The sequence below is a fragment of the Pseudonocardia sp. P-1 genome (assembly GCF_058111925.1).
The window spans coordinates 2,538,559-2,562,588 of sequence record NZ_CM176614.1; the positions used below are offsets into that span (position 1 = coordinate 2,538,559).

The 24,030-nt window shown below is 75.1% G+C and carries 27 protein-coding genes and 2 pseudogenes; 16 read left to right on the forward strand and 13 right to left on the reverse strand.

Features of this window, described 5'->3' with window-relative positions; genetic code table 11:
* The first annotated feature begins 5 nt into the window (after positions 1 to 5).
* Positions 6 to 920, forward strand: a complete 915-nt coding sequence (gene bla / locus AC0GKK_RS12275) for a class A beta-lactamase (RefSeq protein ID WP_489883886.1) — start codon at positions 6 to 8, stop codon at positions 918 to 920.
* A gap of 10 nt (positions 921 to 930) precedes the next feature.
* On the opposite strand, the gene AC0GKK_RS12280 is transcribed toward bla, so the two are convergent.
* Complete coding sequence (locus AC0GKK_RS12280; protein WP_178374646.1) at positions 931 to 1,809, reverse strand: SGNH/GDSL hydrolase family protein; 879 nt, start codon at positions 1,807 to 1,809, stop codon at positions 931 to 933.
* Positions 1,810 to 2,089: 280 nt separating this feature from the next.
* Between AC0GKK_RS12280 and AC0GKK_RS12285 the strand changes: the two genes are divergently transcribed.
* A complete protein-coding gene (locus AC0GKK_RS12285; protein ID WP_062399966.1) occupies positions 2,090 to 2,377 on the forward strand; it encodes a DUF1540 domain-containing protein in 288 nt (95 codons plus the stop codon).
* On the opposite strand, the gene AC0GKK_RS12290 is transcribed toward AC0GKK_RS12285, so the two are convergent.
* A complete protein-coding gene (locus AC0GKK_RS12290) occupies positions 2,362 to 2,778 on the reverse strand; it encodes a hypothetical protein (RefSeq protein WP_346109212.1) in 417 nt (138 codons plus the stop codon). The genes AC0GKK_RS12285 and AC0GKK_RS12290 overlap by 16 nt on opposite strands.
* Positions 2,779 to 2,827: 49 nt before the next feature.
* The gene (locus AC0GKK_RS12295) at positions 2,828 to 4,366 is read right to left on the reverse strand and encodes a long-chain-fatty-acid--CoA ligase (RefSeq protein ID WP_489883887.1); all 1,539 of its coding nucleotides are present in this window, start codon (positions 4,364 to 4,366) and stop codon (positions 2,828 to 2,830) included.
* Between the two features lie 59 nt (positions 4,367 to 4,425).
* Between AC0GKK_RS12295 and AC0GKK_RS12300 the strand changes: the two genes are divergently transcribed.
* Both AC0GKK_RS12300 and AC0GKK_RS12305 read left to right on the forward strand, forming a co-directional pair.
* Positions 4,426 to 5,151, forward strand: a complete 726-nt coding sequence (locus AC0GKK_RS12300) for a GntR family transcriptional regulator (protein ID WP_251786942.1) — start codon at positions 4,426 to 4,428, stop codon at positions 5,149 to 5,151.
* Complete coding sequence (locus AC0GKK_RS12305; protein WP_489883888.1) at positions 5,151 to 6,296, forward strand: acyl-CoA dehydrogenase family protein; 1,146 nt, start codon at positions 5,151 to 5,153, stop codon at positions 6,294 to 6,296. The genes AC0GKK_RS12300 and AC0GKK_RS12305 overlap by 1 nt, the downstream gene beginning before the upstream one ends.
* A 4-nt stretch (positions 6,297 to 6,300) precedes the next feature.
* On the opposite strand, the gene AC0GKK_RS12310 is transcribed toward AC0GKK_RS12305, so the two are convergent.
* Positions 6,301 to 7,692, reverse strand: coding sequence for a glycosyltransferase family 2 protein (locus AC0GKK_RS12310; protein WP_489883889.1), 1,392 nt, complete (start codon positions 7,690 to 7,692; stop codon positions 6,301 to 6,303).
* Between the two features lie 207 nt (positions 7,693 to 7,899).
* Here AC0GKK_RS12310 and AC0GKK_RS12315 point away from each other — a divergent pair, with 207 nt between their 5' ends.
* On the forward strand, positions 7,900 to 9,387 hold the full coding sequence (locus AC0GKK_RS12315; RefSeq protein WP_489883890.1) for a SulP family inorganic anion transporter: 1,488 nt from the start codon (positions 7,900 to 7,902) through the stop codon (positions 9,385 to 9,387).
* Positions 9,388 to 9,397: 10 nt separating this feature from the next.
* On the opposite strand, the gene AC0GKK_RS12320 is transcribed toward AC0GKK_RS12315, so the two are convergent.
* Complete coding sequence (locus tag AC0GKK_RS12320) at positions 9,398 to 9,775, reverse strand: winged helix-turn-helix transcriptional regulator (RefSeq protein WP_062399957.1); 378 nt, start codon at positions 9,773 to 9,775, stop codon at positions 9,398 to 9,400.
* A 95-nt stretch (positions 9,776 to 9,870) separates the two neighbouring features.
* Here AC0GKK_RS12320 and AC0GKK_RS12325 point away from each other — a divergent pair.
* From AC0GKK_RS12325 to AC0GKK_RS12335, 3 genes and pseudogenes are all read left to right on the forward strand, one after another.
* Positions 9,871 to 10,344: pseudogene (locus AC0GKK_RS12325) on the forward strand (SDR family oxidoreductase); the annotation flags it as partial.
* A gap of 191 nt (positions 10,345 to 10,535) precedes the next feature.
* Positions 10,536 to 10,697, forward strand: a complete 162-nt coding sequence (locus AC0GKK_RS12330) for a hypothetical protein (RefSeq protein WP_178374653.1) — start codon at positions 10,536 to 10,538, stop codon at positions 10,695 to 10,697.
* 98 nt (positions 10,698 to 10,795) lie between these two features.
* On the forward strand, positions 10,796 to 11,206 hold the full coding sequence (locus AC0GKK_RS12335) for a tetratricopeptide repeat protein (RefSeq protein WP_489884017.1): 411 nt from the start codon (positions 10,796 to 10,798) through the stop codon (positions 11,204 to 11,206).
* On the opposite strand, the pseudogene AC0GKK_RS12340 reads toward AC0GKK_RS12335, so the two are convergent.
* The 4 genes and pseudogenes from AC0GKK_RS12340 to AC0GKK_RS12355 all read right to left on the reverse strand — a co-directional run.
* Positions 11,167 to 11,469: pseudogene (locus AC0GKK_RS12340) on the reverse strand (HTTM domain-containing protein); the annotation flags it as partial. The gene AC0GKK_RS12335 and the pseudogene AC0GKK_RS12340 sit on opposite strands and share 40 nt — an antisense overlap.
* A gap of 179 nt (positions 11,470 to 11,648) precedes the next feature.
* Positions 11,649 to 11,978, reverse strand: coding sequence for a hypothetical protein (locus tag AC0GKK_RS12345; protein ID WP_405419671.1), 330 nt, complete (start codon positions 11,976 to 11,978; stop codon positions 11,649 to 11,651).
* A 38-nt stretch (positions 11,979 to 12,016) separates the two neighbouring features.
* On the reverse strand, positions 12,017 to 13,486 hold the full coding sequence (locus AC0GKK_RS12350; RefSeq protein ID WP_489883891.1) for a glycoside hydrolase family 16 protein: 1,470 nt from the start codon (positions 13,484 to 13,486) through the stop codon (positions 12,017 to 12,019).
* Positions 13,487 to 13,778: 292 nt separating this feature from the next.
* Positions 13,779 to 15,020, reverse strand: a complete 1,242-nt coding sequence (locus AC0GKK_RS12355) for an MFS transporter (protein ID WP_489883892.1) — start codon at positions 15,018 to 15,020, stop codon at positions 13,779 to 13,781.
* A gap of 114 nt (positions 15,021 to 15,134) precedes the next feature.
* Between AC0GKK_RS12355 and AC0GKK_RS12360 the strand changes: the two genes are divergently transcribed.
* Positions 15,135 to 16,334: a class I SAM-dependent methyltransferase gene (locus AC0GKK_RS12360; protein WP_489883893.1), complete on the forward strand. Its 1,200-nt coding sequence runs from the start codon at positions 15,135 to 15,137 to the stop codon at positions 16,332 to 16,334.
* Here AC0GKK_RS12360 and AC0GKK_RS12365 read toward each other — a convergent pair.
* Positions 16,331 to 16,771 carry a VOC family protein gene (locus AC0GKK_RS12365; RefSeq protein ID WP_073577832.1) on the reverse strand — a complete coding sequence of 147 codons (441 nt, stop codon included), beginning with the start codon at positions 16,769 to 16,771 and terminating at the stop codon, positions 16,331 to 16,333. The genes AC0GKK_RS12360 and AC0GKK_RS12365 overlap by 4 nt on opposite strands.
* A 193-nt stretch (positions 16,772 to 16,964) precedes the next feature.
* Here AC0GKK_RS12365 and AC0GKK_RS12370 point away from each other — a divergent pair, with 193 nt between their 5' ends.
* Together AC0GKK_RS12370 and AC0GKK_RS12375 are read left to right on the forward strand one after the other, a co-directional pair.
* The gene (locus tag AC0GKK_RS12370; protein ID WP_489883894.1) at positions 16,965 to 17,978 is read left to right on the forward strand and encodes an NAD(P)-dependent alcohol dehydrogenase; all 1,014 of its coding nucleotides are present in this window, start codon (positions 16,965 to 16,967) and stop codon (positions 17,976 to 17,978) included.
* Complete coding sequence (locus AC0GKK_RS12375) at positions 17,975 to 18,532, forward strand: nucleoside/nucleotide kinase family protein (RefSeq protein ID WP_489883895.1); 558 nt, start codon at positions 17,975 to 17,977, stop codon at positions 18,530 to 18,532. Before AC0GKK_RS12370 ends, AC0GKK_RS12375 begins: the two co-directional genes overlap by 4 nt.
* A gap of 50 nt (positions 18,533 to 18,582) precedes the next feature.
* On the opposite strand, the gene AC0GKK_RS12380 is transcribed toward AC0GKK_RS12375, so the two are convergent.
* The 3 genes from AC0GKK_RS12380 to AC0GKK_RS12390 are packed head-to-tail and all read right to left on the reverse strand — an operon-like array spanning position 18,583 to position 20,578.
* Positions 18,583 to 19,326 (reverse strand): hypothetical protein, encoded by a 744-nt coding sequence (locus tag AC0GKK_RS12380; protein WP_489883896.1) that lies wholly within the window; start codon positions 19,324 to 19,326, stop codon positions 18,583 to 18,585.
* Positions 19,323 to 20,222, reverse strand: coding sequence for an ABC transporter ATP-binding protein (locus AC0GKK_RS12385; protein WP_489883897.1), 900 nt, complete (start codon positions 20,220 to 20,222; stop codon positions 19,323 to 19,325). Before AC0GKK_RS12385 ends, AC0GKK_RS12380 begins: the two co-directional genes overlap by 4 nt.
* The gene (locus AC0GKK_RS12390) at positions 20,219 to 20,578 is read right to left on the reverse strand and encodes a GntR family transcriptional regulator (protein WP_208822236.1); all 360 of its coding nucleotides are present in this window, start codon (positions 20,576 to 20,578) and stop codon (positions 20,219 to 20,221) included. The genes AC0GKK_RS12385 and AC0GKK_RS12390 overlap by 4 nt, the downstream gene beginning before the upstream one ends.
* 122 nt (positions 20,579 to 20,700) lie before the next feature.
* Here AC0GKK_RS12390 and AC0GKK_RS12395 point away from each other — a divergent pair, with 122 nt between their 5' ends.
* The 5 genes from AC0GKK_RS12395 (at position 20,701) to AC0GKK_RS12415 (ending at position 24,029) form a co-directional block, all read left to right on the forward strand.
* The gene (locus AC0GKK_RS12395; RefSeq protein WP_405419688.1) at positions 20,701 to 21,027 is read left to right on the forward strand and encodes an ArsR/SmtB family transcription factor; all 327 of its coding nucleotides are present in this window, start codon (positions 20,701 to 20,703) and stop codon (positions 21,025 to 21,027) included.
* Entirely contained in the window at positions 21,024 to 21,524 is a 501-nt protein-coding gene (locus AC0GKK_RS12400) for an SRPBCC family protein (RefSeq protein WP_405419690.1), read from the forward strand. The genes AC0GKK_RS12395 and AC0GKK_RS12400 overlap by 4 nt, the downstream gene beginning before the upstream one ends.
* A 42-nt stretch (positions 21,525 to 21,566) precedes the next feature.
* Entirely contained in the window at positions 21,567 to 22,514 is a 948-nt protein-coding gene (locus tag AC0GKK_RS12405; RefSeq protein ID WP_489883898.1) for a DMT family transporter, read from the forward strand.
* A gap of 44 nt (positions 22,515 to 22,558) precedes the next feature.
* A complete protein-coding gene (locus tag AC0GKK_RS12410) occupies positions 22,559 to 23,245 on the forward strand; it encodes an ArsR/SmtB family transcription factor (RefSeq protein ID WP_208824655.1) in 687 nt (228 codons plus the stop codon).
* A 100-nt stretch (positions 23,246 to 23,345) separates the two neighbouring features.
* Positions 23,346 to 24,029 (forward strand): TetR/AcrR family transcriptional regulator, encoded by a 684-nt coding sequence (locus tag AC0GKK_RS12415; protein ID WP_489883899.1) that lies wholly within the window; start codon positions 23,346 to 23,348, stop codon positions 24,027 to 24,029.
* Position 24,030: the final 1 nt, after the last annotated feature.

Genomic DNA, 24,030 nt, shown 5'->3' on the forward strand with positions numbered 1-24,030 from the left:
CGACCATGACGATCACCCGCCGCTCCCTGCTCCTGGCCGGTGCCGCACTGGGCGGCGCCGCGCTGACCGGCTGCGCACCGGCGGCACCGGCCGCACCCGCGGCGCCCGCCCCGGCGGGCCCGGGCGCCGGGAGCGCGCCGATCCCCGCGCTGGCCGACGTCGAACGCGAGTACGCCCGCACGATCGGGGTGCACGTGCTCGACACCGGTACCGGCGCGGCGGCCGGGCACCGCGACGGCGACCGCTTCCTGATGTGCTCGGTGGTCAAGGCGCTGATGGCCGGTTTCGTGCTGCACCGCTCGCTGTCCGAGCCCGGCCTGCTCGACCGCCCGGTCCGCTACGGGCGCGCCGACCTGTTGGAGTACGCGCCCGTCACCACCCGGAACCTGGCGACGGGGATGACGGTGGGCCGGCTGTGCGAGGCCGCCGTCACCGTCTCGGACAACACCGCGCACAACCTGCTGCTGCGCGAGGTCGGATCCCCCGCCGAGCTGACCGCGTGGCTGCGCACGACCGGGGACGGCGTCACCCGCGCCGACCGGTCCGAGACCGCGCTGAACGACCGCGACGGCGAGCGCGACACCTCGACCCCGGCCGCACTGGCCGCCACGCTGCGCACCCTGGTCCTCGGCGACGCCCTGCCGCTCGCGCAGCGCGACCGGCTGACCGGCTGGCTGCGGGCGAACACCACCGGCGACCGGCAGATCCGCGCGGCGGTCCCGGCCGGCTGGACCGTCGGCGACAAGACCGGCTCCGGGCCGCTCGGTGAGCGCAACGACTCCGGGGTGCTCCACCCGCCGGACGGCGCACCGCTGGTCCTGACGGTCTTCACCGTCCCGGCCGACCCGGCCGACACGGCGCGCGGGGAGGCCGCGGTCGCCGCCGCGGCCCGGGCGGCGATCGCCGCGCTGCGCGGCTGAGCGTGCCGGGTCAGATCCGGGCCAGGACCGCCCGCAGGATCGCGACCTGCCCGATCGGGCTGGGGTGCAGGCCGTCGTCCTCCCAGAAGTCGGGCCGGATCGGCATCCGGGACAGGTCGACCGCGTCCGGGTCGACCTCCCGGACCGTCGCGACGAGCCCGGGGACGTCGGCCGGGTCCCACCACTCGCCGGTGAGCTCGCGGGTGGCGGCCACCCGTCCGGGGTCGACCGGCGGCGGGACGACGAACCGCACCCGGGCGCCGCTCTCGGTCTCCAGCAGCAGGCGCAGCGCCCGCAGGTTCCGGGCCGTCTCGCTGATCGACACCATCCGGATCCCGGTGGTCGCGCCCTCCCGGCGGATGTCGTTGGTGCCCAGCATGACCAGCACCCGGGTCGGCACCCGGGAGACCAGGACCGGGCCCAGTGCGAGTGCCTCGGAGCTGGTCCGCCCGGACAGCGCGAGCACCTCGACCGAGGCCTCCGGTTCGACCATCGGGACCAGCTCGGCGAACAGCCGCGCCCAGCTCAGCCGGTCGGCGGACAGGGAGTCGCCGACGACCACGATCCGCTCGCCCGGACGCAGCGCCATCCGGTGCAGGCCGTCCGCGACCGGCGGCTCGTTCCGCAGCGCCCGCGCCGCGGCGCGGACCCGTCCGGCGAGCCCGGCCCGCACCCCGGCGACGGCCGACGGGTCCAGGCCCGCGGTCGTCGCGAGCAGCCGGTCGATCGACTCCTCCTGTACCCCGAACGCCGCGAACGCCGGCCAGGCGGTCAGGTCGGCGAACCGGATGAGCCGGCCCATCAGGTCCTCGTCCACGTCGCCTCCCTCTCCGGCCCGGTCCAGCGGGTCCGGCGGGGGGATCATCGCCCACCGCGGGTCGGCGGCCACGCACGGCTCCGGCACCGTCGTCGCACCGGGCGGGACCGTGCGACGGACGGCCGCCGCCACCGGGCGACCGCACGGTCGGGTGTCGTCGCCGGCCGGCCACCTCCGTGACCGAAACGGATCACCCGTCCGGCGGGCGTGCAATGTGATTCACGCCACACAGGTGCCGCGCTTGCCGCACCGATCGCCCAGGTGGAGGGCGCAAATGAGGCGCCCCGCACCGCCGGTCAGGCGAGCCTCTGTTGCCTGGCGCGCACCGCACGACCCCGACAACCTGAGCGTCATGACCACGGCCCAGGACATGCCCCAGGTTCAGCAGTGCTCCGCCACCAGCTGCTCCTACAACTCCGACTCCAGCTGCGGCGCGGGGGCGATCACGATCTCCGGTGAGCACGCCCACTGCGGCACCTTCGTCGAGATCTCGTTCCGCGGCGGCAGCGGCAACGGCCTCGTCGGTGCCTGCCACCGTTCGGACTGCCGGTTCAACGAGAAGCTCGAGTGCACGGCGTCGTCGGTGAACATCGGCGCGGGCGCCGACGCCGCCGACTGCCTCACCTACGAGGCCAAGTAGGCCAGCTCCTCCGCCCGGACCTCGCCACGCTCGTCGACGCGCAACGCGCCGTCGGCGACGGCGAGGGCCGCGACGGGGTCGATGTCGTCGACGAGGACGGCGACCCCGTCCGCAGCAACGGCCCGCAGCGCGGACAGCACCGTGCTGCGGTCGTGTGCGTCGAGACCGTCGGTCAGGCGGTCGGCGAGGACCATCGCGGTGGGGCCCCGGCGGGCCGCGTCGACGGTGGCCAGCCGGTCCGCCGCCGACTCGGTCGCGCGGGCCCCCAGCCTGCGGACCACGGCGTCGTGCCCGTCGGCACACCGGCCGCTCGCGTCGTCCAGCCGGTTCATCATGCGGCGACGCTGCACCGACGGCCCGAGCAGCACCGTGATGCTGCCGGTCGGCAGACGCAGAGACATGGAAGCCCTCCCTCACCGGTACTGAGGCGAGGCTAACCGACGATTGCGGTCAGGTGAAGGCCCTGCGGTAGGTCTCACGCAGCTCGCGCTTGAGGATCTTGCCGCTCGGGTTGCGCGGGAGCGCCTCCACGACGTCGACCGAGCGGGGCCGCTTGAAGCCCGCGATCCGCGGCCGGACCCACTCGACGAGGGCGTCCGGATCGATCGTCGCCCCCGGCCGCGGCACGACGACGGCCTTCACCGCCTCGCCCCAGCGCTCGTCGGGGACCCCGATCACCGCGACGTCGGCGACGTCCGGGTGCTCGGACAGCACGCTCTCCACCTCGATCGGATACACGTTCTCCGCGCCGGTCACGATCATGTCCTTGATCCGGTCGGTGAGGAACAGGTAGCCCTCGGCGTCGAGGTAGCCGCCGTCGCCGGTGCGCAGCGTGGCGTCGTCGCCGAGCGCGGCCGCGGTGTCCTCGGGCCGGTTCCAGTAGCCGGCGGTGACCTGGTCGGACCGGATCCGGACCTCTCCCACCTCGCCGGACGGCAGCTCCCGGCCGGTCGCCGGGTCCACGATCGTCAGCCGCACCCACGGGTACGCCCGTCCGGCCGAGCGCATGAGGTGCGCCCGGGGGCCGTCCGGGTCGTGGTCGGCCGGGTCGAGCTGGGTGATCGCACCGGTGGTCTCGGTCGCGCCGTAGACCTGGAACAGCGGCGCCCGGAAGGTCTCGACGACCGCCCGCAGCGCGCCGACGGTGATCGGCGAGGCGCCGTAGGCGATCGACCGCAGCGCGGACCAGTCGCGGTCGGCGGCACCGGGCACCGCGGAGAGCATCTGCAGCACCGCCGGCACGAGGAAGGCGTTCGTGACGCGCTCGTCGGACATCGTGTCGAGCAGCGGCCCGGGGACGATGTCGGCGACGAGCACGCACCGCGCCCCGGCGGCCAGGCAGACCAGGGCGTAGCCGACGCCGCCGATGTGGAACAGCGGCATCGCGACCAGCGCGGTCGAGGTGGGGTCGATCGACCAGTGCCCGGCGGCGAGCAGCAGCGCCGAGAACTGCCGGTGCGCGAGCAGCACGCCCTTGGGCAGCCCCGTGGTGCCGGAGGTGTAGAGCTGCAGCACGGTGTCGTCCGGGGTGGACCCGGCCGGCGACGACGGCGGCAGCACGTCGGCGGCCGCGTCACGCCAGTCCGCGTGGTCCTCCCCCACGACGACGACCCGGCGCCCCTCGAGCGCATCGCGCAGCCCCGCGAAGTCCGGCCCCAGCACGACGAGACCGGCCCGGGCGTCGGCGACGAGCGCCAGCAGATCGGCCTCGGTGAGCCGGGTGTTGAGCGGGACCGACACCGCGCCGATCCGTGGCGCGGCGAAGAGCAGCTCCAGGAACTCCGGCCGGTTCTTCCCGATCCACACGACGCGGTCCCCGGCCCCGAGGCCGAGGTCGCGCAGGGCCGCCGCGGTGCGCCCGGCGCGCTGTTCGAGCTCGCCGTAGGTGGTCGTCGCGCCGTCGGACGACAGCGCGACGAGGTCGGCGCGGTCGGGATCGGCGAGGATGTCGGTCAGGCGGAAATCCTCGGCAGGGCTCTGACCCGGCACGTTCTTCTCCCTCGGTCGTCGGCGACGCAGGTCCGGCGAAATCGTATATGATAGTTGCCGTGTCGACGGCCGACTTCGTGCGTGAGCTCGCCCCGGGCCGCGCCCCGCAGCTGCCCGACCGCATCGCGCTCGTCCTGCGGGACCGCATCCTCTCCGGTGAGCTGCGCCCGGGCACCTTCCTGCGGATGGACCGGATCGCCGCGGACCTGGGCGTCAGCCACACCCCGGTCCGCGAGGCCCTGCAGTCGCTGCGCGCCGAGGACATGGTCCACGCGGTGCCGCGGCGCGGGTTCGTCGTCGCCGAGCTGACCCGGGACGACGTCGCGGACCTGTTCGAGGTGCAGGCCGACCTGACCGGGACGCTGGCCGCGCGCGCGGCGCAGCGGCTGTCCCCCGCCGACCTCGCACCGCTGCGCGAGCTCGCCGACCGGATCGCCGCGCTGTGCGAGCGCACCCCCGAGACCCACGACCCGGCCGAGCTGGACCCGCTCGTGTCCGCCGAGCACCGGCTGCACGCCGAGGTCAACCGGCTGGCCGGCTCGCGCAAGCTCGCCTGGCTGGTGGGGCGCTCGTCGCACTACCTGCCGGCGCACTTCTACACCGGCTCGCCCGAGTGGCGGGCCGGCGCGGTCGACGCCCACGTCGTCCTGCTCGACGCGCTCGGCGCCGCCGACCCCGACGCCGCGCGGGCGGCGATGCGCCGTCACGTGCTCGACGGCCGGGACCTGCTGCTCACCCACCTGGACCGCACGGGAATGTGGTCCGACGACCGAGGAGACCCCTGATGCCCGTCACCCTGACCGAGGATCAGACCGACCTGGCGAAGGCGATCGGCGACTTCTGCCGTCGCGAGATCGGCAGCAAGGAGCGCCGCGACGAGCTGACCGGCGGCGGGCGGCACGCCCACTCCGACGAGATCTACCGCAAGATGGCCGACCTCGGCTGGCTCGGCATCGCCACCCCCGAGGAGTACGGCGGCGCCGGCCAGGGCATGCGTGACCTGCTGGTCTTCCTGGAGGAGTCCGCGTACGGCCAGGCCCCGATCGCCGGGTTCGGCACGACCACCATCACCGCCGCGGCGATCGAGAAGTTCGGCACCGAGGCCCAGAAGCAGGAGCTGCTGGGCGGGATGTGCCGCGGCGACGTGCTGTCGATCTCGATGTCCGAGCCGGAGGCCGGGTCCGACGTCGGCGGACTGAAGTGCAAGGCCACGAAGACGGAGACCGGCTGGCGGATCGACGGCCAGAAGACCTGGTGCTCGAACGCGCACATCGCGTCGCACATCCTGCTGGTCGCCCGCACCTCCACCGAGGGCGGCAAGCACGACGGCCTGACCATGTTCGTCGTGCCCGCCGACGCGGCGGGCCTGTCGATCCACGGCATCGAGACGATGGGCGGCAAGGAGGTCAACGACCTCTACTTCGACGGGTGCGAGCTGCCCGCCGACGCCGTCGTCGGCGTCGAGGGCCAGGGCTGGCGCCAGCTCATGGCCGGGCTGAACCTGGAGCGGATGATCCTGGCCGGGCTCATGCTCGGACTGGCGCGGCGCGCCTTCGACGACACCGTCGCCTACGTCAAGGAGCGCACGCAGTTCGGCCGCCCCGTCGGGAGCTTCCAGGCGATGCGCCACCGCATCGCCGACAACGCCACCGAGCTGGCGGCCACGCGACTGCTGGTGCACGACACCGCACGGGTGATCGACGAGGCCCCCGCGGGTGCGCTGTTCCCCCGCGAGGCGTCGATGGCCAAGCTCAAGGCCACCGAACTCGCCAAGCACCTGTCCCTGGAGGGGATGCAGATGCTCGGCGGCTACGGCTACGCCACCGAGTACGGCATGGAGCGGCTGCTCCGCCAGAGCGTCGTCTCGACGGTGTACGGCGGGACCAGCGAGATCCAGCGCGACATCATCGGGAAGTCCTACGGGCTGTAGCGGCTCAGGCCGCGGAGTTCCGGGTGAGCTCGGCGGCCCCGCGGTCGTCGCCGGCCTCGGCCTCGGCCTGCCGGTCGGGACGCGGAGCCGGGACGGCCGTCGGGCCGACGTGGGCGCCGGCCCCGGTCCGGACCCGCGCGGCCTCGGCGGCGCGCCGGATGTGCGCCGGGACGAGCGCCGAGCGCGCGGGCAGCAGCATCGGCGGGACCGCGCCACCGTTGCGCCGCACCTCGCGGGACCGCTGCAGGTAGGCCCAGCCGCCGCGGGCGATCCGGCCGCCGCGCTCCAGCAGTCCGCTGTCGGGCATCGCGTCGCCGGCGCCTGCCTCGCGGTCGGAGATGTGGCGCAGCCGGGCGACCGCCGCCGGGAGCCGGCGCAGCGCGACCGACCGGCCCTGCGGCGACAGCGCCACCTTCGCCAGGAAACTGCCCAACCCGATCGCGTAGCCCTCGAGCTGGGTGTTCAGCGCGGCCTGGTCGGGGCGGTGGTGGTGCCACAGGTAGGCGCCCGGGGCGTAGCCGAGGACGTTGCCGGCCAGGATCATGCGGACCAGGAACTCGCAGTCCTCGCCGCCGTGGGTGGGGGTGCCCGGGCCCATGGCCTCGTCGAAGCCGCCGACGGCGCGGGCGGCCCCGGCCCGCACGGCGAGGTTGGCGCCGATGCCGAACAGGCCGGGTGCGAACGGGAAGATCGGGGAGTCCGCGGGGGGCTCGGCGAGGGTGAACCGGCGCGGGGTGAAGCCCTTGTTCCAGGCCAGGGCGACGTCGGCGGCGCGCTCCTCGGGGCTGCCCAGGCGGGCGGCCAGTACCGGGCCGGAGACGCAGGCGAGCTCGGGGTCCGCGGCGAAGGCGCCGGCGATGCGCGAGGCCCAGGCGGGGTCGACCTCGGTGTCGTCGTCGGTGAAGGCGACGATCTCGGTGCGGGCCTCGGCCAGGCCCCGGTTGCGCCCGATGGACGCACCGCGCCGCGGCTCGCGGACGTAGCGGACGCGGTCGGAACCCGCGGCCCGCACGGCCACCTCGGTCCGCTCGTCGTCCGGGTCGTTGTCCACGACGACGACCGACAGCGCCGGGTGGTCGGAGGCGAGGACCGCGCGCAGGCAGCGGGCCAGCGACTCGGGCCGGTTGCGGGTCGCGACGACCACGGTGACCGGGTCGGCCGCGGACGGCGCGACGGCGACGGTGCCGGCCGCGGGCAGCGCGGCGACTGCGAGCGAGAGCTCCGCGGCGGTCGCGCGCCCGGTGCGCAGCGGCACGGTGACCTGACCCTGCGGGGTGCCACCGACGGTGACCAGCAGCCGCGCGGCGGCGAACCGCCGGTCGACCTCGAGGTCGCGGGCCGGGGCGAGCCGGTCGAGCTCACCCACCCAGGTCGGTACGTCGGGAGTCATCGCCATGGACCCCATCGTGCTCACCGTCGCTGTGACGACGCTGAGATCGACCTGTGGGACAACGGAGTGTGGGACGCGCCACCCCGGACGGGATCCGGGCCCCGCACCGCAGACCCTCCCCTCGCGTGAGAGTACGGTCGGGCCGTTCGCGCGCTCCCGCCGACGTGGCCCGCGGGCCCACCCCTCCCCCGACGTGAAAGCGACCGTCGTATCGTGCCCCGCTCCGCCCTGCCCGACCTCGCCACGCTGCGTGCGCGCTGGACACCCCGCCTGGTGCGCACCGAGGTGCTCGCCGGACTTGTCGTCGCGCTCGCCCTGATCCCCGAGGCCATCGCGTTCTCGATCATCGCCGGGGTGGACCCCCGGGTCGGCCTGTACGCCTCGTTCACCATGGCCGTGGTCATCGCGGTCTGCGGCGGGCGACCGGCGATGATCTCGGCCGCCACCGGCGCGATCGCCCTGGTCGTGGCCCCGCTGTCGCGGGAGTACGGCGTCGAGTACCTGTTCGCCGCGGTCGTGCTGGGTGGGGCGCTGCAGATCGCGCTGGCCGCCGCGGGCGTCGCGCGGCTGATGCGCTTCCTGCCACGCAGCGTCATGGTCGGCTTCGTCAACGCACTCGCGATCCTGATCTTCACCTCGCAGGTGCCCCAGCTGGTCGGCGTGCCCTGGGCGGTCTACCCGCTGGTCGCCGTCGGCCTGGTGGTCATCGTCGGACTGCCGCGGCTGACCCGCGTCGTCCCGGCACCGCTGGTCGCCATCGTCGGGCTGACCGTGGTCACGGTGACGGCCGCGGTCGCCGTGCCGACCGTCGGCGACCAGGGCGCGCTGCCGGACACGGTGCCGCTCCCGCATCTCCCCGCGGTGCCGCTCACGTGGGAGACGCTGCGGATCGTCGCGCCCTACGCGCTCGGCGTCGCGCTGGTCGGACTGATCGAGTCGCTGATGACCGCGCGCCTGGTCGACGACATCACGCAGACCGGCTCGGACAAGACCCGCGAGTCGTGGGGCCAGGGCGTCGCGAACATCGTCACCGGCTTCACCGGCGGCATGGGCGGCTGCGCGATGATCGGCCAGACGATGATCAACGTGAAGGCGTCCGGGGCCAGGACGCGGCTGTCCACGTTCCTGGCGGGGGCGTTCCTGCTGGTCCTCGTGGTCGCACTCGGCGACGTCGTCGCGCTGATCCCGATGGCCGCCCTGGTCGCGGTGATGGTCATGGTGTCGGTCGGGACGTTCGACTGGCACAGCATCCGTCCGGCGACACTGCGCCGGATGCCGCGCAGCGAGACGGCGGTGATGCTGACGACCGTCGTGGTCACCGTCGGCACCCACAACCTCGCCTTCGGCGTGGGCGCCGGCGTGCTCGTCGCCTCGGTGCTGTTCGCGAACCGGGTGTCACGGCTGGTCGGGGTGGACCGCACCGTCGACGGCGGCGGGGCGGTGGTCTACCGCGTCACCGGCCAGCTGTTCTTCGCCTCCAGCAGCGAGCTGAGCACGGCGTTCGCCCCCGACGGGGACCCCGACGAGGTGACCGTCGACCTGTCCGGCGCGCACGTGTGGGACGCCTCGACCGTCGCCGTCCTCGACGACCTGCGGCGCCGCTACGCGCGGTCCGGCCGCACGCTCGTCGTCACCGGGATGAACGACGACAGCCGCGACCGCCACGAGCGGCTCGCCGGGCACCTGGGCGGCGGGCACTGACCACCGGGACCTAGGCCCGCTCGCGTGCCGCCAGCACCTCGGGGATCCGGTCCTCGATCCAGCCGACGAGGCCGGCGAGGTGGCCGGTCACGCCGTGGCCGAGCTCGGTGAGGCCGTAGCTGACCTGCGGCGGGGTGGTCGCGGCGACCTCGCGGTGCACGAAGCCGTCGCCCTCCAGGGTGCGCAGGGTCTGGGCCAGCATCTTCTCGCTGATCCCGCCGACGGCGCGCCGCAGCGCGGAGAAGCGGTGGTCCTCGCGGGACAGGACGACGAGCACGAGGACCGCCCACTTCGACGTCACGTGGTCGAGGACCGACCGCGAGGGGCAGCTGCTGTCGAACGCGTCACCCGAGAACAGGCCCGTGGGCCGTTCCACCTGCGTGCTCACCGTCCACCCACCTACTTACCAGAAGGTACGTACTTACGAAACGTAAGTCTATCCGGCAGGGTCGGCACCGTCCACGACGAGATGGGGAGACAGCGATGATCATCGTGACCGGGGCGAGCGGGAAGCTAGGCGGCGCGGCCGTACGGGCGCTGCTGGAGACCGTGCCGGCGGAGCAGGTGGGCGTCCTCGCCCGGTCCGCGGAGAAGGTGGCCGATCTGGCCGCGGCCGGGGTCCGGGTGCACGTCGGCGACTACGAGGACCCGGCCTCGCTGAAGGCGGCGTTCACCGGCGCCGACGGGCTGCTGTTCGTGTCCGGCTCCGACGTGACCCCCGGGGTGCGCGAGCGCCAGCACGGCAACGTGGTCCGCGCCGCCGCCGACGCGGGTGTCGGCCACGTCGTCTACACCAGCGCCATCGGCGCGGACCGGCCCGGCGCGCCCGCGTTCCTCGCCGACCACACCTTCACCGAGGAACTGCTGCGCGACTCCGGACTGCCGGCGACGCCGCTGCGCAACACCTTCTACTCGGACATGTTCGTCAACCCGGGCGTGGTCGCCACCGCGCTGGAGGCCGGGGAGACGGTCGCCGCGGACGGCGGCCGGGCGCTCAACACCGCCACGATCGCGGACCTCGCGCGGGCCGCCGCCGTCGTCGTGGCCGGGGGCCGCAGGAGCACGCCGGGCGCGCCTACGAGCTGCGCGGACCGCTGTGGACCTACGACGAGCTGGCCGCGACGATCGCCGCGGAGTCCGGCCGGCCGGTGTCGCACCGCCGGGTACCGCTCGACCAGGGCCCGGCGCCGGCCTTCATCGGCGAGTTCGTCTCGTCGGGGATGTTCGCCGAGCCGTCGGAGGACCTCGCGACGCTGCTCGGCCGCCCGGCGACCGGGATGCCCGAACTGGTCCGCGCCGCCCTGGCCTGAGCCGGGAACAGAACACCCGGCGCCGCGGTTGTGGTTGACGTATCAACCGAACGGGCCGGAAGGAGGCCGCACCGATGAGGATCGACGCGCTGTCCTGGATGACCGGGACGGAGGCAGAGCCTGCCGACCGGTGGGAGCACGCCGGGTTCCTGTTCGACTCCGGCGACCCCGCGGGGGCCGCGACGGTGCTCGCCGAGCTCGTCGCCGAGCAGCCCGAGGCCGCCGCGGTCCGGCTGCTGCTGGCCCGCGCGTACTACCACTCCGCGCAGCTCGGCCGGGCCGAGACCGAGCTCCGCGAGCTGGTGCGCCGCGAGCCGGCCGACGGGTACGCCCACCTGCTCCTCGGGCGCACCCTGCAGCGCCGTTCGCGCCACGACGAGGCCGCGCCGCACCTGCGGCTGGCCGAGGCGATGGGCGTCAGCGCCGGGACCAGCACCGAGTCCCACGTCCAGGACGCCAGCCCGTTGCCGGACAGGAAGTCCGGACGGATCTTCGAGATCGCGGCGTAGAAGTAGACGATCGTGATCTGCGCCCGCAGCACCAGCACCGGCGCCGCCCACACCCGGTCGGCGCCGTGTCCGCGCCGGGACCGGAGCGACCAGGCCGCGTCGCAGTCGGAGAACGACAGCAGCACCGCCGCGGTGAACAGCAGGTAGGTGTGGTTGGAGTAGTAGCCCGCACCCCAGACGAAGCCGGCGGTGCACAGCCCGACCAGCAGGGCCGCCGCCCGCGCGTTCCACCCCACGACGACGGCCAGCGCCGCCAGGCCCATCACCGCGCCGAGCGCGAGCCAGACCGGGGCGGGCAGCACCGGGCCGACCCCGAACAGCGGCCCGGCCCGGGTCCCGAGCAGCGGGCTCGCGCCGAGCTCGACGGCCTTCAGCCCGGCGACGAGCCCGACCAGGATCCGGTACCCGGCCAGCGGGCGGGCGGGGAGCGTGTCGGGGAGCCTCAGCACGGCTGCTCCCACTCCGGGGCGCCGTCCCGGGTCCGTGACACCGAGACGAGGTCCGGGATCGCCGCGCACAGCAGCCCCGGGACCGTGGCTCCGTAGTGGACGGTCCGCTGCGGCCACGGCAGGGCCCCGGTGTCGAGGGCGCGGGACGCGCCGTCAGCGGTCCGTCCGGTGTAGGCGTACTCCGTCGACGACGCGACGAACATGCTCCAGGAGTAGCGACGCGGCGGCTCGGTGGTGGCCAGGCCGACCGCGGGGATCGCGACCTCCAGGGCCACGACGCCCGCGAGCAGCCACCCCGCGGTCCTGCGTGTAAGAAGCGGCACGTCCACTCATCGCCCCGCAACGGTCCGGCGTTAGCCGGTCACTTCCCGTCGAGGGAGTAGATCCGGACCCAGTCCACCTCGTACGTCGCCGGCTGCATGTTGCCGCCGAAGAAGTTGTCGAGCTGGATCGTCAGGTGCCCGCTGGGCATGTCCTGGATGTTCTTGCGGCCGGGCCGGGCACCGCCGGAGAAGGAGAACCACTCCTTGCCGTCGATGAAGCCCTTCACGTGGTCGGGCGTCCACTCGACGGCGACGTTGTGCCACTCGCTCAGCGGTGCGCCGCAGTTCTTCTCCTTGGCGTACTCCTGCTGGACCGCGCCGCGGCCGTGCGGGTAGTGGATGAACGCCTCGGCGCACTGCTCGCCGGGCGCGCCGTTCTCGAGGAAGTCGTACTCGCCGTCCTGGGGCCAGCGGTCCGACTGCGGCCAGATGATCAGCAGCGGGTGGTACTGCCTGCCGTTGTCCGGGCCGGTGGCCTCGGAGCGGACGCGGGCCTCCCAGCGGCCGTACTGCTGATTGAACTTCGACGAGATCCACGCCGAGTCGCCGTTGCGCAGCCCGGTCTGGATCAGCTTGCCGTCCTTCACCGTGGACCGGCTGGCACAGCGGCCGCCGTTGCCCGCGTGACCGGGCCAGCACTCGCCCGCCTGGTTCCACTTCGCCGGGTCGGGCGGTCCGGTGTAGTCGAACTCGTCCGACGCCGGCAGCGGCGCGCCCCAGCCGTAGCGCTCGCCCGCGCTGGTGGCGCCGGGGCGGGGCGTGCTCTGGTCGGCCGGTCGGGCCGAGGGGTCGGCGGGCGCGGCGGGCGCGGCCGCGGGGTCGGTCGGCGTCTCGACGGGGGTGTCCGCGGGGTCGACGGGTTTCTCCTCCGGGTCGGTGGGCTTCTCGGGAGCGGCAGGGTCCGTCCCCGTGCCGGCGGGCTCCGTCCCGGCGTCGGCGGGTGCGGGCGCCGGGTCGGCCGGGGTCTCCCCAGTATCCGCCGGCTTCTCGGCAGGCCCGCCCGGTGTCCCCGCGGGAGCAGCGGGCTCGTCCGCGGGAGCGGCGGGGCCTCCTGCGGGACCGGCGGGCTTCTCCGCGGGAGCGGCCGGTCCGGCCGCGGGACCGCCGGGCTCGTCCACGGGCGGCGCCGGGTCGGCTGCGGGACCGGCGGGCTTCTCGGCGGGGGCGACCGGTGTCGTGGGTCCGTCCGCGAGGCCGGACGGCCCGGTGGCGGCCGGGCGGGCCGGTCCGGCGTCACCGGAGCCCTCGGCCCCGCGGACGGCGTCCGTCCCCGTCTCCGCGGATCGGGCAGCCGTCGCGGCACCGGAGCCCCCGGCGGCCTCCGACGACGACCGCAGAGCGGAGTCGGTCGGGAACGCCGCGGCGCCCGACGGGGTGGTCGCCGGCCCGGCGAGCACGCTCGGTGCCTCCGGGGCCGCGGCCTGCGCGACGGCGCCGGGCACCGTGGGTGCCGCGGCCGCGGACACGGCCGCACCGTCGGCGAGAGCCAGGACCCCTCCGGTGAACATGACAGCACTCACCGTCACCACTGCCGCCGCGCTCATCACCGTACGTCGTGCCAGTCCGCGCCTCATGGCTTCGTTCCCGTCCCCATCCGTGTCCGGCTTGTCCGATATCCACGACGCTAGAAGCACCCTGTGCACACCAGCCACACCCGCCACCCGTCGGTGGGGTGAGGTCACCCCGGAGGAGGTCACCCGAACCGGCGGCCCGCCATAACGGGTGGGAACCGGGGGACGATCGGGACCAGCGGGACGGAGCGACCGGCCCTCGTGTCACCCCGGCGGGCAACGCCCCGGGTCAGGACCGGGACGGAAGGGTCTCCGGCGCCCGCCACCAGACGAGCGCCGCGACCAGCGACAGCACCCCGGTCACGGCGAACGCCGGCCCGTACCCCCAGACCTCGGCGAGCGCACCGGCCACCAGCGGCCCGGCGATCGCACCGAGATCGGCCGCCATCTGGAATCCCGCCAGCACCGAGCCGCCCCGGGCGCGCTCCCCGATGACGTCGGCGACGGCCGCGTTGAGCGGCGGGTTCACCAGTCCGCTGCCGAGCCCCGCGACGAGCGAGAGCACCAGGAACGCCCAGGGGTCGAGCACCCAGCCGAGGACGGCCGTCGACGCGCCCGACACCGCGAGGCCGGCGATCAGCGGGAGCCTGCGACCGGAGCGGTCGGCGAGACGTCCGGCCAGCAGCAGGGTCGCCGCGTTCCCGGCCGCGAACACCGACAACGCGATGCCGCCGAACGCGTCCTCGCGCCCCAGCGCCTCGACCACCACCAGCGGGACCAGCGCGATGCGGACGCCGAACACCGCCCAGCCGTTCGCGAAGTTCCCCACCAGCGACGCCCGGTAGGCACGGTGGCGCACGGCGTCGCGGAACCGGGTGCGCGGCGGGGGCGCCTCGTCGACCGGGCCCTCCGGCCGGCGCAGCAGCGGCCCGCCCACGACGATCACCAGCACCAGCAGCGCCGCGTAGATCAGGAACGGGGCGCGTACGTCGATCGCGGCGAGGGTGCCGCCGAGCAGCGGCCCGGCGATGTTGCCGAGCAGGAACCCGGTCGCCCACAGGCTCGTCGCGCGGCCCCGCAGGTGCGGCGGGGACAGCCGCACGAGCAGCGACACCGCCGAGATCGTGAACATCGTCGAGCCGACGCCCGCGACCAGGCGCAACGCGATCAGCTGCCAGTACGCCGTCGCGAAGGCCAGACCGGCCGTCGTCACGGCGACGACGGCGAGCCCGGCGACGAACACCCGCAGCTCCCCCAACCGGCCGACGACCGTGCCGGAGAGCGGGGCGAACACCAGCCGCGAGAAGGCGAACACGCTGATCACGGCGGCGGCCGCGGTCACCCCGACGTCGAACGAGCGCGCGAACGCCGGCAGCACCGGCGCGACCAGCCCGAACCCGATGGCGATCGCGAACGCCGACCCGACCAGCACGCCGATCTCACGGGGCAGCGCCGTCGCACCCCGCACCGAGGGGGGCTCGGGCACCGGTGCACCGGGTACGGCGGGGTCGCGGCCGTCGTGCTCGACCACGTGCTCCTCCGCTCCGCTGTCCCGGCCGACGACCGTACGCCCGCCGGTCCGCGGCGGCCGACGCCGGGGCGGGCGCACGACGGTGCCGGGGACGGCGCCGTGGACACTGTCGTCGTGGACGACGATCCGATCGCCCGGCTGGAGCGGCTCGCCGGGCCGGAGGGGACGGCGCTGCTGGAGCGGCTCGCCGTCGCCGACCGGGACGGTGACGCCGCGCTCCGGCTGGGGACCGCGCTGCGCCGTGAGCACGACGCCGGGCTGGTCGCCGACGCGATGGCCCAGGCCGGGCTGCGGGACCGGGCCGCCCGCAAGTTCGCACGGGCCGCGCGGATGTGGTTCACGCGCGACGGGCTGGAGCAGGCGTCGTCGGAGGTGATCGCGCGGCACCGGGCCGCACGCTTCGCCGGGCGCGCGGTCGTCGACCTGTGCTGCGGGATCGGGGGCGACCTGGTCTCGCTGGTCGCGGCGGGCCACGACGTCACCGGCGTCGACCTGGATCCGGTGCACCTGTGGATGGCCGACCGCAACGCGGCCGTGCACGGCGGCTCGGCCCGGACGGTGCGGTGCGACGTGCGCGACGCCGACCTGTCCGGGACCGACGGCGTGTTCGTCGACCCGGCCCGGCGCACCGGCGGCGGCCGGATGCGGACCGGCGAGTCCGAGCCGCCGCTGGACTGGTGCCTGGAGCTGGAGCGGCGGGCCAGCGCGGTCGGGATCAAGGCGGCACCGGGGATCGGCCACGACACCGTCCCGCCGGGCTGGGAGATCGAGTTCCTCGCGCTCGGACGCGAGCTGAAGGAGGCCTGCGCCTGGTCCCCCGCGCTGGCCCGCGCCCGCACGCGCGCCACCGTCGTCGACGACGACGGCGTGCACGAACTGCAGGGCGAGCCGGACCCGCCGGACGGGGACACCGGGATCGCGGTCGGCGAACCGGGCGTCTGGCTGCTCGACCCGAACCCGGCCGTCACCCGGGCCGGACTGGTCTCCGCGCTGGCCCGGGCCACCGGCACCGCCCGGATCGACCCGCGGATCGCCTTCCTCACCGGCGACGACGAGCCCCCGGCCACGCCGTTCGCGCGGCCGCTGCGGGTGCTCGACTCCCGTCCGTGGGACCAGAAGCGGCTGCCCCGGCTGCTGCGCGAGCTCGACGTCGGCGCGGTCGACGTGCGGCGCCGCGGCCTGGCCGGTGACGTCGAGGCGATCGCCCGGAAGCTGCGCGGCCGCGGGTCGCGGCACGCCACCGTGGTGATGACCCGGGTCGACGACCGGCCGTGGGGCCTGGTCTGCGTGGACCCCCGCCGGGGCAGCTCCTAACCGCGGCCGGGGAAGTGGATGAACTCCAGCGCGATGCCGTCCGGGTCGCGGAACTCCAGCGTCGCGTAGCCGGTCGGGTCGGTCCGGTCGACGACACCGCCGTGCGGCACCGTGAGGCTGTCCAGCCAGGCGGCCCAGGCGTCGAGGGTCGCGCGGTCGGCGACGCCGAACGCCAGGTGGTCGAGCGCGCCGCGGGGGCCGCCGCCGTCGCCGTCGGCCGGGGCGTGCAGCTCGATCATCACTCCGGTCACGACGTCGAGGAGCAGCGCCGCCTTCTCCGACGAGCCGTCGGCGGCGTCGTGGTGCGGGAAGGTCATCGGCAGCCGTTGCAGCCCGAGGACGCGCTGGTACCAGAGCGCACTGGACTCCACGTCGGTCACGGCCGCCGCCACGTGGTGGAAGCCGGTGACCGCCGGTCGTTCGATGGCCGAGCCCATGGGCGTCCTTCTCGTCGCCGGCCGCCCGCGGGGCGGCCGGTCCTCCCTCTCGTCGCGGAGCAGTACACCACCGGCGGACCTCCCGGGGGCGGACGACGTCCGCCGGAATGATCGACCGTGCGCGCACCGGTACGTCCGGCGCGGTCGGCGCACCGCGTTGCCCGGCCCGGCCGCGCGTGCCACCGTCGTGCCCGTGACGACGATCGCCGAGGTGCCGGAGTCGATGCGGTGCAGCGTGCTGCGTGCCGCCGGCGAGCTGGAGGTGCAGCGGCGACCGGTCCCCCGACCCGGCCCCCGGGAGGTGCTGGTGCGGGTGGCGGCGGTCGGCACCTGCGGCTCCGACGTGCACTACTTCCGGCACGGCCGGATCGGCGACTTCGTGCTGCGCGAGCCGATGGTGCTCGGGCACGAGCCGTCCGGGCGGATCGTCGGCGTCGGGGAGGGCGTCGACGCGGGGCGGATCGGCGAGCGCGTCTCGCTGGAGCCGGGCGTGCCCTGCCGTCGCTGCCGGTACTGCCACACCGGCGCCTACAACCTGTGCCCGGACATGGTGTTCTTCGCGACCCCGCCGGTCGACGGCGCGTTCGCCGAGTACGTGACGATCGCCGACGACTTCGCCCACCCCGTCCCCGAGCACGTCTCCGACGACGTCGCCGCGCTGCTCGAACCGCTGTCGGTCGCGCTGTGGGCGAACCACAGGGCGGGCACCGGGGTCGGGTCGCGGGTGCTCGTCGCCGGGGCGGGGCCGATCGGGCTGCTCGTCGCGCAGGTGGCGGCGGTGCAGGGCGCCGCCGAGGTCGTCGTCAGCGACCCGGACCCGGCGCGCGCCGCGCTGGCCCGCGACTTCGGCGCGACCGACGTCGTCGCGCCGGGCGCCGATGTGTCCGGTGTGGACGTCTTCGTCGACTGCTCCGGGGTGCCGGCCGCGGTGCTGGGCGGGCTGCCCGCGGTCCGGCCGGGAGGCGCCGCGGTGCTGGTCGGGATGGGTGCCGACGAGATGACGCTGCCGGTGTCGATGCTGCAGTCGCGCGAGATCACCCTGACCGGCACCTTCCGGTACGCCAACACCTGGCCGACGGCGGTGCGCCTGGCCGCGACGGGCGCGGTGGACCTGGACCGGCTGGTGACCGGGCACGTCGACCTCGACCACGTCGGCGACGCCCTGTCCCCCGACGCGTCGCAGGTCAAGGTGGTCGTCCGGCCGTGAGGACGGTCGCGGACCGGGACTGGACCGACACGGTCGCCCGGCTCGTGCACGCCGCCCCCGCCGGGCCCGCCGGGAACCGGCTGGTCACCGTGGACGGGTTCTCCGGGGCCGGGAAGTCCACCCGGGCCCGCGCGCTCGCCGACCGGCTCGGGGCCCCGCTGCTCGAGATCGAGGACCTCTGCCCCGGCTGGGACGGACTGCCCCGGGTCCCGGCGCTGGCCCGGCGCGGGATCGGTGACCCGCTGGCGGCCGGTACGACCCTGCGCTGGACGTCGTGGGACTGGGTGCGCGACCGGCCGGGACCGGAACGCACGCTGGCGCCGTCGGCCGTCGTCGTGCTGGAGGGGTGCGGGAGCGGCGCGGCCGAGCTGGCGCCGGTGACCTCGCTGGCGATCTGGGTGGAGGCGCCGGCGGACGAGCGGGAGCGGCGGCTGCACGGGCGGGCGGACTGGCCGGGCTACGCCCCGTACCGCGACGGCTGGCGGCGCGCCGAACAGGAGCTGGCCCGCTCCGGTGGTGCACCGGAACGGGCCGATCTCGTACTGGACGGCTGAGGGCCCGGCACCACCCCCCACGAGGGTGCCGGGCCCCGCCGGGTCCTCCGTCAGGGAGTCGCGCGGCGCAGCACCAGGTACCCGGCCCCCGCCGCGACCGCGGCGAGGATCAGCGGGTAGCCGGCGAGCAGCGCCCACGTCGGCGTCTCGACGAAGAACCGGCCGAACGCCCCCCAGGCGTCCTGCCAGGTCAGGAGCACGACACCGGCGGCGACCACCAGCACGGGCACCAGGGCCGCGCCCCAGACCCCGAGCTGTCCCCAGCGCCGGAACACCGCACCGAACAGCACGAACACCAGCCCGATCGTCAGCAGCGGCACCCAGTACACGAGCACCTGGGTGACCGGGTTCGACTGGCCCATGAAGCCCATCTCGAAGAACTGGACCCGCAGGCCCCAGCCGTCGGTGGCCCGTTCGACGGCCAGCAGCACGCTGAGCCCGATCGCGCTGACCAGGGTCTCGGCGGCCACCAGCAGGACGGTGCCGAGGTAGAAGTGCCGTCGCGTGATGCCCAGGCTCAGCGCGAACGGCATCACCTGGGTCATCAGCGCGAGGTAGGTGCTGCCGAGGATGAAGAAGAACGACGTCAGCGCGCCGGTGTACCCGGTCTCCACATCTCCGCCGTTGCTCCTCACGACCCACCAGATGGTCTGGTGCAGCACGAAGACGACGGCCAGGATCAGCCAGGCCATCCCGAACCGGCGGCCCCAGTTGACCGTGCCCATCCGGATCGCGGCGCGCACCCGGGCGGGCGCGGCGTCGACCGGGCTGCGGTCGGCGGTGACGGCGGTCATGACAGGACCTCCTGGGCGACGCCGGCGCCCGGCGCCGCGTTCATCTGGGTCGTACGGACGACGAGCTGCTGCAGCGACACCGGCTCGAACTGCAGGTGCGGCTCGGAGGTGCGGGCCGGCGCGACCCCGGCGAGGGTGACGCGCAGGAAGCCGCCGAGGCGCTCCCGGTGCAGCTCCGTGTGGCCGCGGGCGAACCGCTCGACCGACTCGGCGGGCCCGGAGACGGTGACGGCCCGGCCGCGCAGCGTCTCGGCCTCCTCGTCGATGAGCACGCGGCCCCGGTCGATCAGGACGACGTGCTCGATGAGGTCGGAGACCTCGTCGATCAGGTGCGTCGAGAGCACGACGGTGCGCGGGTGCTCGGCGAAGTCGGCGAGCAGGTGGTCGTAGAACATCTGCCGGGCGACGGCGTCGAGGCCCAGGTAGGGCTCGTCGAAGAAGGTCAGCGGGGCCCGCGAGGCCAGCCCGATGATCACCCCGACCGCGGACTGCTGGCCGCGCGAGAGGTTCTTGCAGAGCCGGGTGAGCGGGAGCCCGAACTCCCCGACGAGCCGGTCGGCGAAGGCCTGGTCCCACTGCGGGTACACGCTCGCGGCGGCCCGGAGCGCGTGGTGGACCCGGTACTCGTCCGGGTACTTCAGGGACTCGCGGATGAAACAGGTGCGGGCGAGCACCCGGGCGTTCTCGTAGGGCTGCTCGCCGAAGATCTCGGCGCGCCCGGAGGTCGCGAAGTTCTGCGCGGTGAGGATCTGCATCGCGGTGGTCTTGCCGGCGCCGTTGCGGCCGAGCAGCCCGTGGATGCGGTTCTCCTCCAGCGCGAACGTCACGTCGTCGAGCGCGGTCACGTCGCCGTAGCGCTTCGTGACGCCGTGCATGGCGATCACGTCGGTGCTCATCGGTCGTCCCCCCAGACGTCGATCATCTTCTTGAGCTGCTCGGGGTCGATACCGAGCTTGCGGGCCTCGGTGACCAGCGGAGCGATGTACTGCCGGGCGAAGTCCTCGCGGCGGCTGTCCAGCAGCCGGGACCGTGCCCCCTCGGCGACGAACATGCCGATCCCCCGTCTCTTGTAGAGCACGCCCTGCGTGACCAGCTGGTTGAGGCCCTTCGCCGCGGTGGCCGGGTTGATCCGGTGGAAGGCGGCGAGCTCGTTGCTGGACGGCACCTGGGTCTCCTCCGGATAGGTCCCGTCCACCACCGCGGACGCGATGTCCTCCGCGATCTGCGCGAACAGCGGGCGTCCGTCGTCGATCACGGCGACCTCCCGGTGCCGTAGTGCAGTGGTTCATTAGTCATGTAATGAACCATAGCGGCGAGGAACCGATCCGTCCAGCGGACTACTATTTTCGGTCCGGGTTATATAAACTCCGAGTTGTGGAAGCGTTCGACGTGCTGGGCGACCCCGTCCGGCGGCGCATCCTCGAGCTCCTCGCCGGGGGCGAGCGGACGGCAGGGCGGGTGACCGAGGTCGTCCGCGCCGAGTTCGGGATATCGCAGCCGGCCGTCTCCCGGCACCTGCGCGTGTTGCGGGACAACGGGTTCGCCACCGTCCGGGCGGAGGGGACCCGGCGGCTCTACGCGGTCGACCCGTCCGGGCCTGCCGCGGCCGAGCAGTGGCTGGCCGGGCTGCGCGGCTTCTGGGTGCAGCGGCTCGACGCGCTCGACACCGAACTGGCCCGTGGATCGAGGAGGAACCCGTGACCGATACCGGAAGCCGTGCCGGGGAGGTGGTCCGCGGCGCCGACGGGCGTGCCGTGCTGCGGTTCCGCCGCGTCCACGACGAACCCGTCGCCGACGTCTGGTCGGCGGTCACCGACCCGGACCGCTGCGCGCGGTGGTTCGGGCGGTGGAGCGGCGACGGGCGTCCCGGCGGCACCGTCGAGCTCGTCCTGACCAGCGACGAAGACGGCGGCGGCGCCCCGTCCACCGTGCTCGTCCGGGACTGCGAGCCCCCGCACCGGCTGGTCGTCGACATCCGGGAGGGCGGCGAGCCGTGGGAGCTGTCGGTGACGCTCACCCCGGACGGCGGGGGCACCGTGCTCGTGTTCGAGCAGGTGCTGCCCGACGGGTTCTCCCCGGCCGACGCCGGCCCGGGCTGGCACTGGTACCTCGACCGGCTCGCCGCAGTCCTGGCCGGGGCGCCGATGCCGGACTGGGAGGCGACCCTCGCGGCGACGGCACCGTACTACCGGGGCTGAATTCGGTGCGGGCCGAAACGTCGGGCGCCTAGCGTCGTCGCCGTGACGGGAACAGGGGTGCGGGTCGCCGCGGCGGCCGGGGTGACCGTGCTGGCGTGGGCGTCGGCGTTCGTGGCGATCCGGGCCGTGGGGCCGGCGTTCGGCGCCGGTGCGCTCGCGCTCGGACGACTGGCGGTCGGCGGGGCCGCGCTCACACTCGCGGTGCTGGCATCGCGGTCCTGGGTGCGGCCGACCGCGCGGGAGTGGCTGCTGATGGCGCTGTGCGGGGTGAGCTGGTTCGCGGTGTACAACGTCGCGCTGAACGCGGCCGAGGAACGCCTCGACGCCGGGACCGCGGCGATGCTGGTGAACGTCGGACCGATCCTCATCGCGCTCTCCGCCGGCGTCGTGCTGCGGGAGGGCTTCCCGCGCCCGCTGCTGGCGGGCGCCGGGATCGGGTTCGCGGGGGCCGTGCTGATCGGGTTCGCCACCTCGGGCGACGGCCCGGCCGGCGCCGGGGGCCCGGTGGGCGCGCTGCTGTGCCTGCTGGCCGCCGCGACCTGGACGATCGGGGTGCTCGCCCAGAAACCCGTGCTCCGGCGCCTGCCCGCGGTGCAGGTCACCCAGGTCGCCTGTCTGGTCGGGGCGGTCGCCACGCTGCCGTGGGCCGGCGACCTGGTCGACGCTCTCGGCACGGCGTCCGGGCCGGAGATCGCCGGGATGGTCTACCTCGGGCTCGTCCCGACGGCGCTCGCGTTCGGGACCTGGGCGTACGCGCTGTCGCGGATCGACGCGGGGCAGCTCGGCGTCACCACCTACCTCGTCCCGACCCTGGTGGTGCTCATGGCGTGGCCGGTACTCGGGGAGCTGCCGCCGCCGCTGGCGCTGCTCGGCGGGGTGCTCGCGCTGACGGGGGTGGCGCTGTCCCGCTACCGGGGGCGGACGGCGCGGGAGAGCCGGGTCGCCGCGGGCGGGGTGCCGGGGCCCGGCGGGGACCGGGGCCCGCGGTGACCGGCGGTCCCGGCACGGACGGCGGCCGCGGCTCGGGGGGCCCGATCGACCCGGCCGCCCTCGCCGCCCGGGCCGCACTGCTCGCCGACCGGACCCGGGCCGCGTTCTGCCTCGCGCTGATCGACGGTCGCGCCTGGACCGCGGGTGAGCTGGCCCGGCACGCCGGCGTCGCCCCGTCGACGGCGTCGGCCCACCTGGACCGGCTGGTCGACGCGGGACTGCTCGTCGCCGAGCGGCAGGGCCGGCACCGCTACCTGCGGCTCGGCGGACCGGACGTCGCACGCACGATCGAGACGCTCGCCGCGGGCACCGCGCCCGCCCCGCCGGCCCCGACGCTGCGTGCCTCGCGCGCCGCGGCCAGGCTCGCCTCCGCCCGGACCTGCTACGACCACCTCGCGGGCGCCCTGGGTGTCGCGCTCTTCGACGGGCTCGTCGCCGACGACCTGCTCGCGACCGGGGACGGCCTCGCCCTCACCCCCGCCGGCCGGCTGTGGTTCGCCGGGCTCGCCGGGCCGGACGCGCTCGCCCGCCGCGGCCGCCCGGTGGTGCGGGCGTGCCTGGACTGGACCGAGCGCCGCCACCACCTCGCGGGCACGGCGGGCGCGGTGCTGTGCCGGGCCCTGTTCGACCGCGGCTGGGTCGAGCGCGGCCGGGACCGGCGGTCCGTGCGCCTCACGGCGTCCGGTCGGACCGCGCTGCCGGCGCTGGTCGGGGTGGCGCTGCCGGACTGACGGTCGCCGGGACCCACCCGGGGCGAGGGCCACGAACGAGATCACCGCTCTTGGATCAGCACAGCGCTCGGGGAACAGACCGATGCTCTACCGTGGCCGGGTGAACGCCTCCCGCACCGCCCGCGAGCGGGCCCGCGCCGAGCTCGTCGCCGAGATCACCGCGGCGGCCCGGCGGCAGCTGGCCGAGACCGGCGCGGCCGCGCTGTCCATGCGCGCGGTGTCCCGCGAGATCGGGATGGTGTCCTCGGCGCTGCACCGCTACTTCCCCACCCGCGACGACCTGCTCACCGCCCTGATCGTGCAGAGCTACGACGGGCTCGCCGACGCCCTCGCCACGGCCGACCCCGGCACCGGCCCGGCGGAGCACTGGCGGGGCATCGCGCGGGCCCTGCGCGGCTGGGCGCTGGCCCATCCGCACGAGTACGCCCTGATCTACGGCTCCCCCGTACCGGGCTACCGCGCGCCGACCGACACCGTCCCCGTCGCGGCCCGGGTCCTGGAGCCGCTCGCCCGTGCCCTGGCCGCCGCGCACGCCGCGGGCACGCTCGCCGAGGCACCCGAACCGGACCCCGCACTCGCCGCCGACGCCGACCGCGTCCGCGCCGCGCTGGACCTGCCGGACCTGTCCGACGGGGCCGTGCTCGCCGCCCTCACCGCCTGGACCGGGCTGTTCGGGCACCTGTCCTTCGAGCTGTTCGGCCAGTTCGAGAACGCCGTCGACGCCCGCGACGCCCTGTTCGCGGGCACCGTCGAACGCCTCGGCCGGGTCGCGGGCCTGATCTGAG

What these genes read in the sequence shown, in the direction of transcription:
- AC0GKK_RS12365 (WP_073577832.1), bottom strand. Translation starts at nt 16,771, where the DNA reads ATGGGCTCGGCCATCGAACGACCGGCGGTCACCGGCTTCCACCACGTG.
- AC0GKK_RS12290 (WP_346109212.1), bottom strand. Translation starts at nt 2,778, where the DNA reads ATGTCTCTGCGTCTGCCGACCGGCAGCATCACGGTGCTGCTCGGGCCG.
- AC0GKK_RS12310 (WP_489883889.1), bottom strand. Translation starts at nt 7,692, where the DNA reads ATGGCGATGACTCCCGACGTACCGACCTGGGTGGGTGAGCTCGACCGG.
- AC0GKK_RS12385 (WP_489883897.1), bottom strand. Translation starts at nt 20,222, where the DNA reads ATGAGCACCGACGTGATCGCCATGCACGGCGTCACGAAGCGCTACGGC.
- AC0GKK_RS12350 (WP_489883891.1), bottom strand. Translation starts at nt 13,486, where the DNA reads ATGTTCACCGGAGGGGTCCTGGCTCTCGCCGACGGTGCGGCCGTGTCC.
- AC0GKK_RS12335 (WP_489884017.1), top strand. Translation starts at nt 10,796, where the DNA reads ATGACCGGGACGGAGGCAGAGCCTGCCGACCGGTGGGAGCACGCCGGG.
- AC0GKK_RS12285 (WP_062399966.1), top strand. Translation starts at nt 2,090, where the DNA reads ATGACCACGGCCCAGGACATGCCCCAGGTTCAGCAGTGCTCCGCCACC.
- AC0GKK_RS12380 (WP_489883896.1), bottom strand. Translation starts at nt 19,326, where the DNA reads ATGACCGCCGTCACCGCCGACCGCAGCCCGGTCGACGCCGCGCCCGCC.
- bla (WP_489883886.1), top strand. Translation starts at nt 6, where the DNA reads ATGACGATCACCCGCCGCTCCCTGCTCCTGGCCGGTGCCGCACTGGGC.
- AC0GKK_RS12305 (WP_489883888.1), top strand. Translation starts at nt 5,151, where the DNA reads ATGCCCGTCACCCTGACCGAGGATCAGACCGACCTGGCGAAGGCGATC.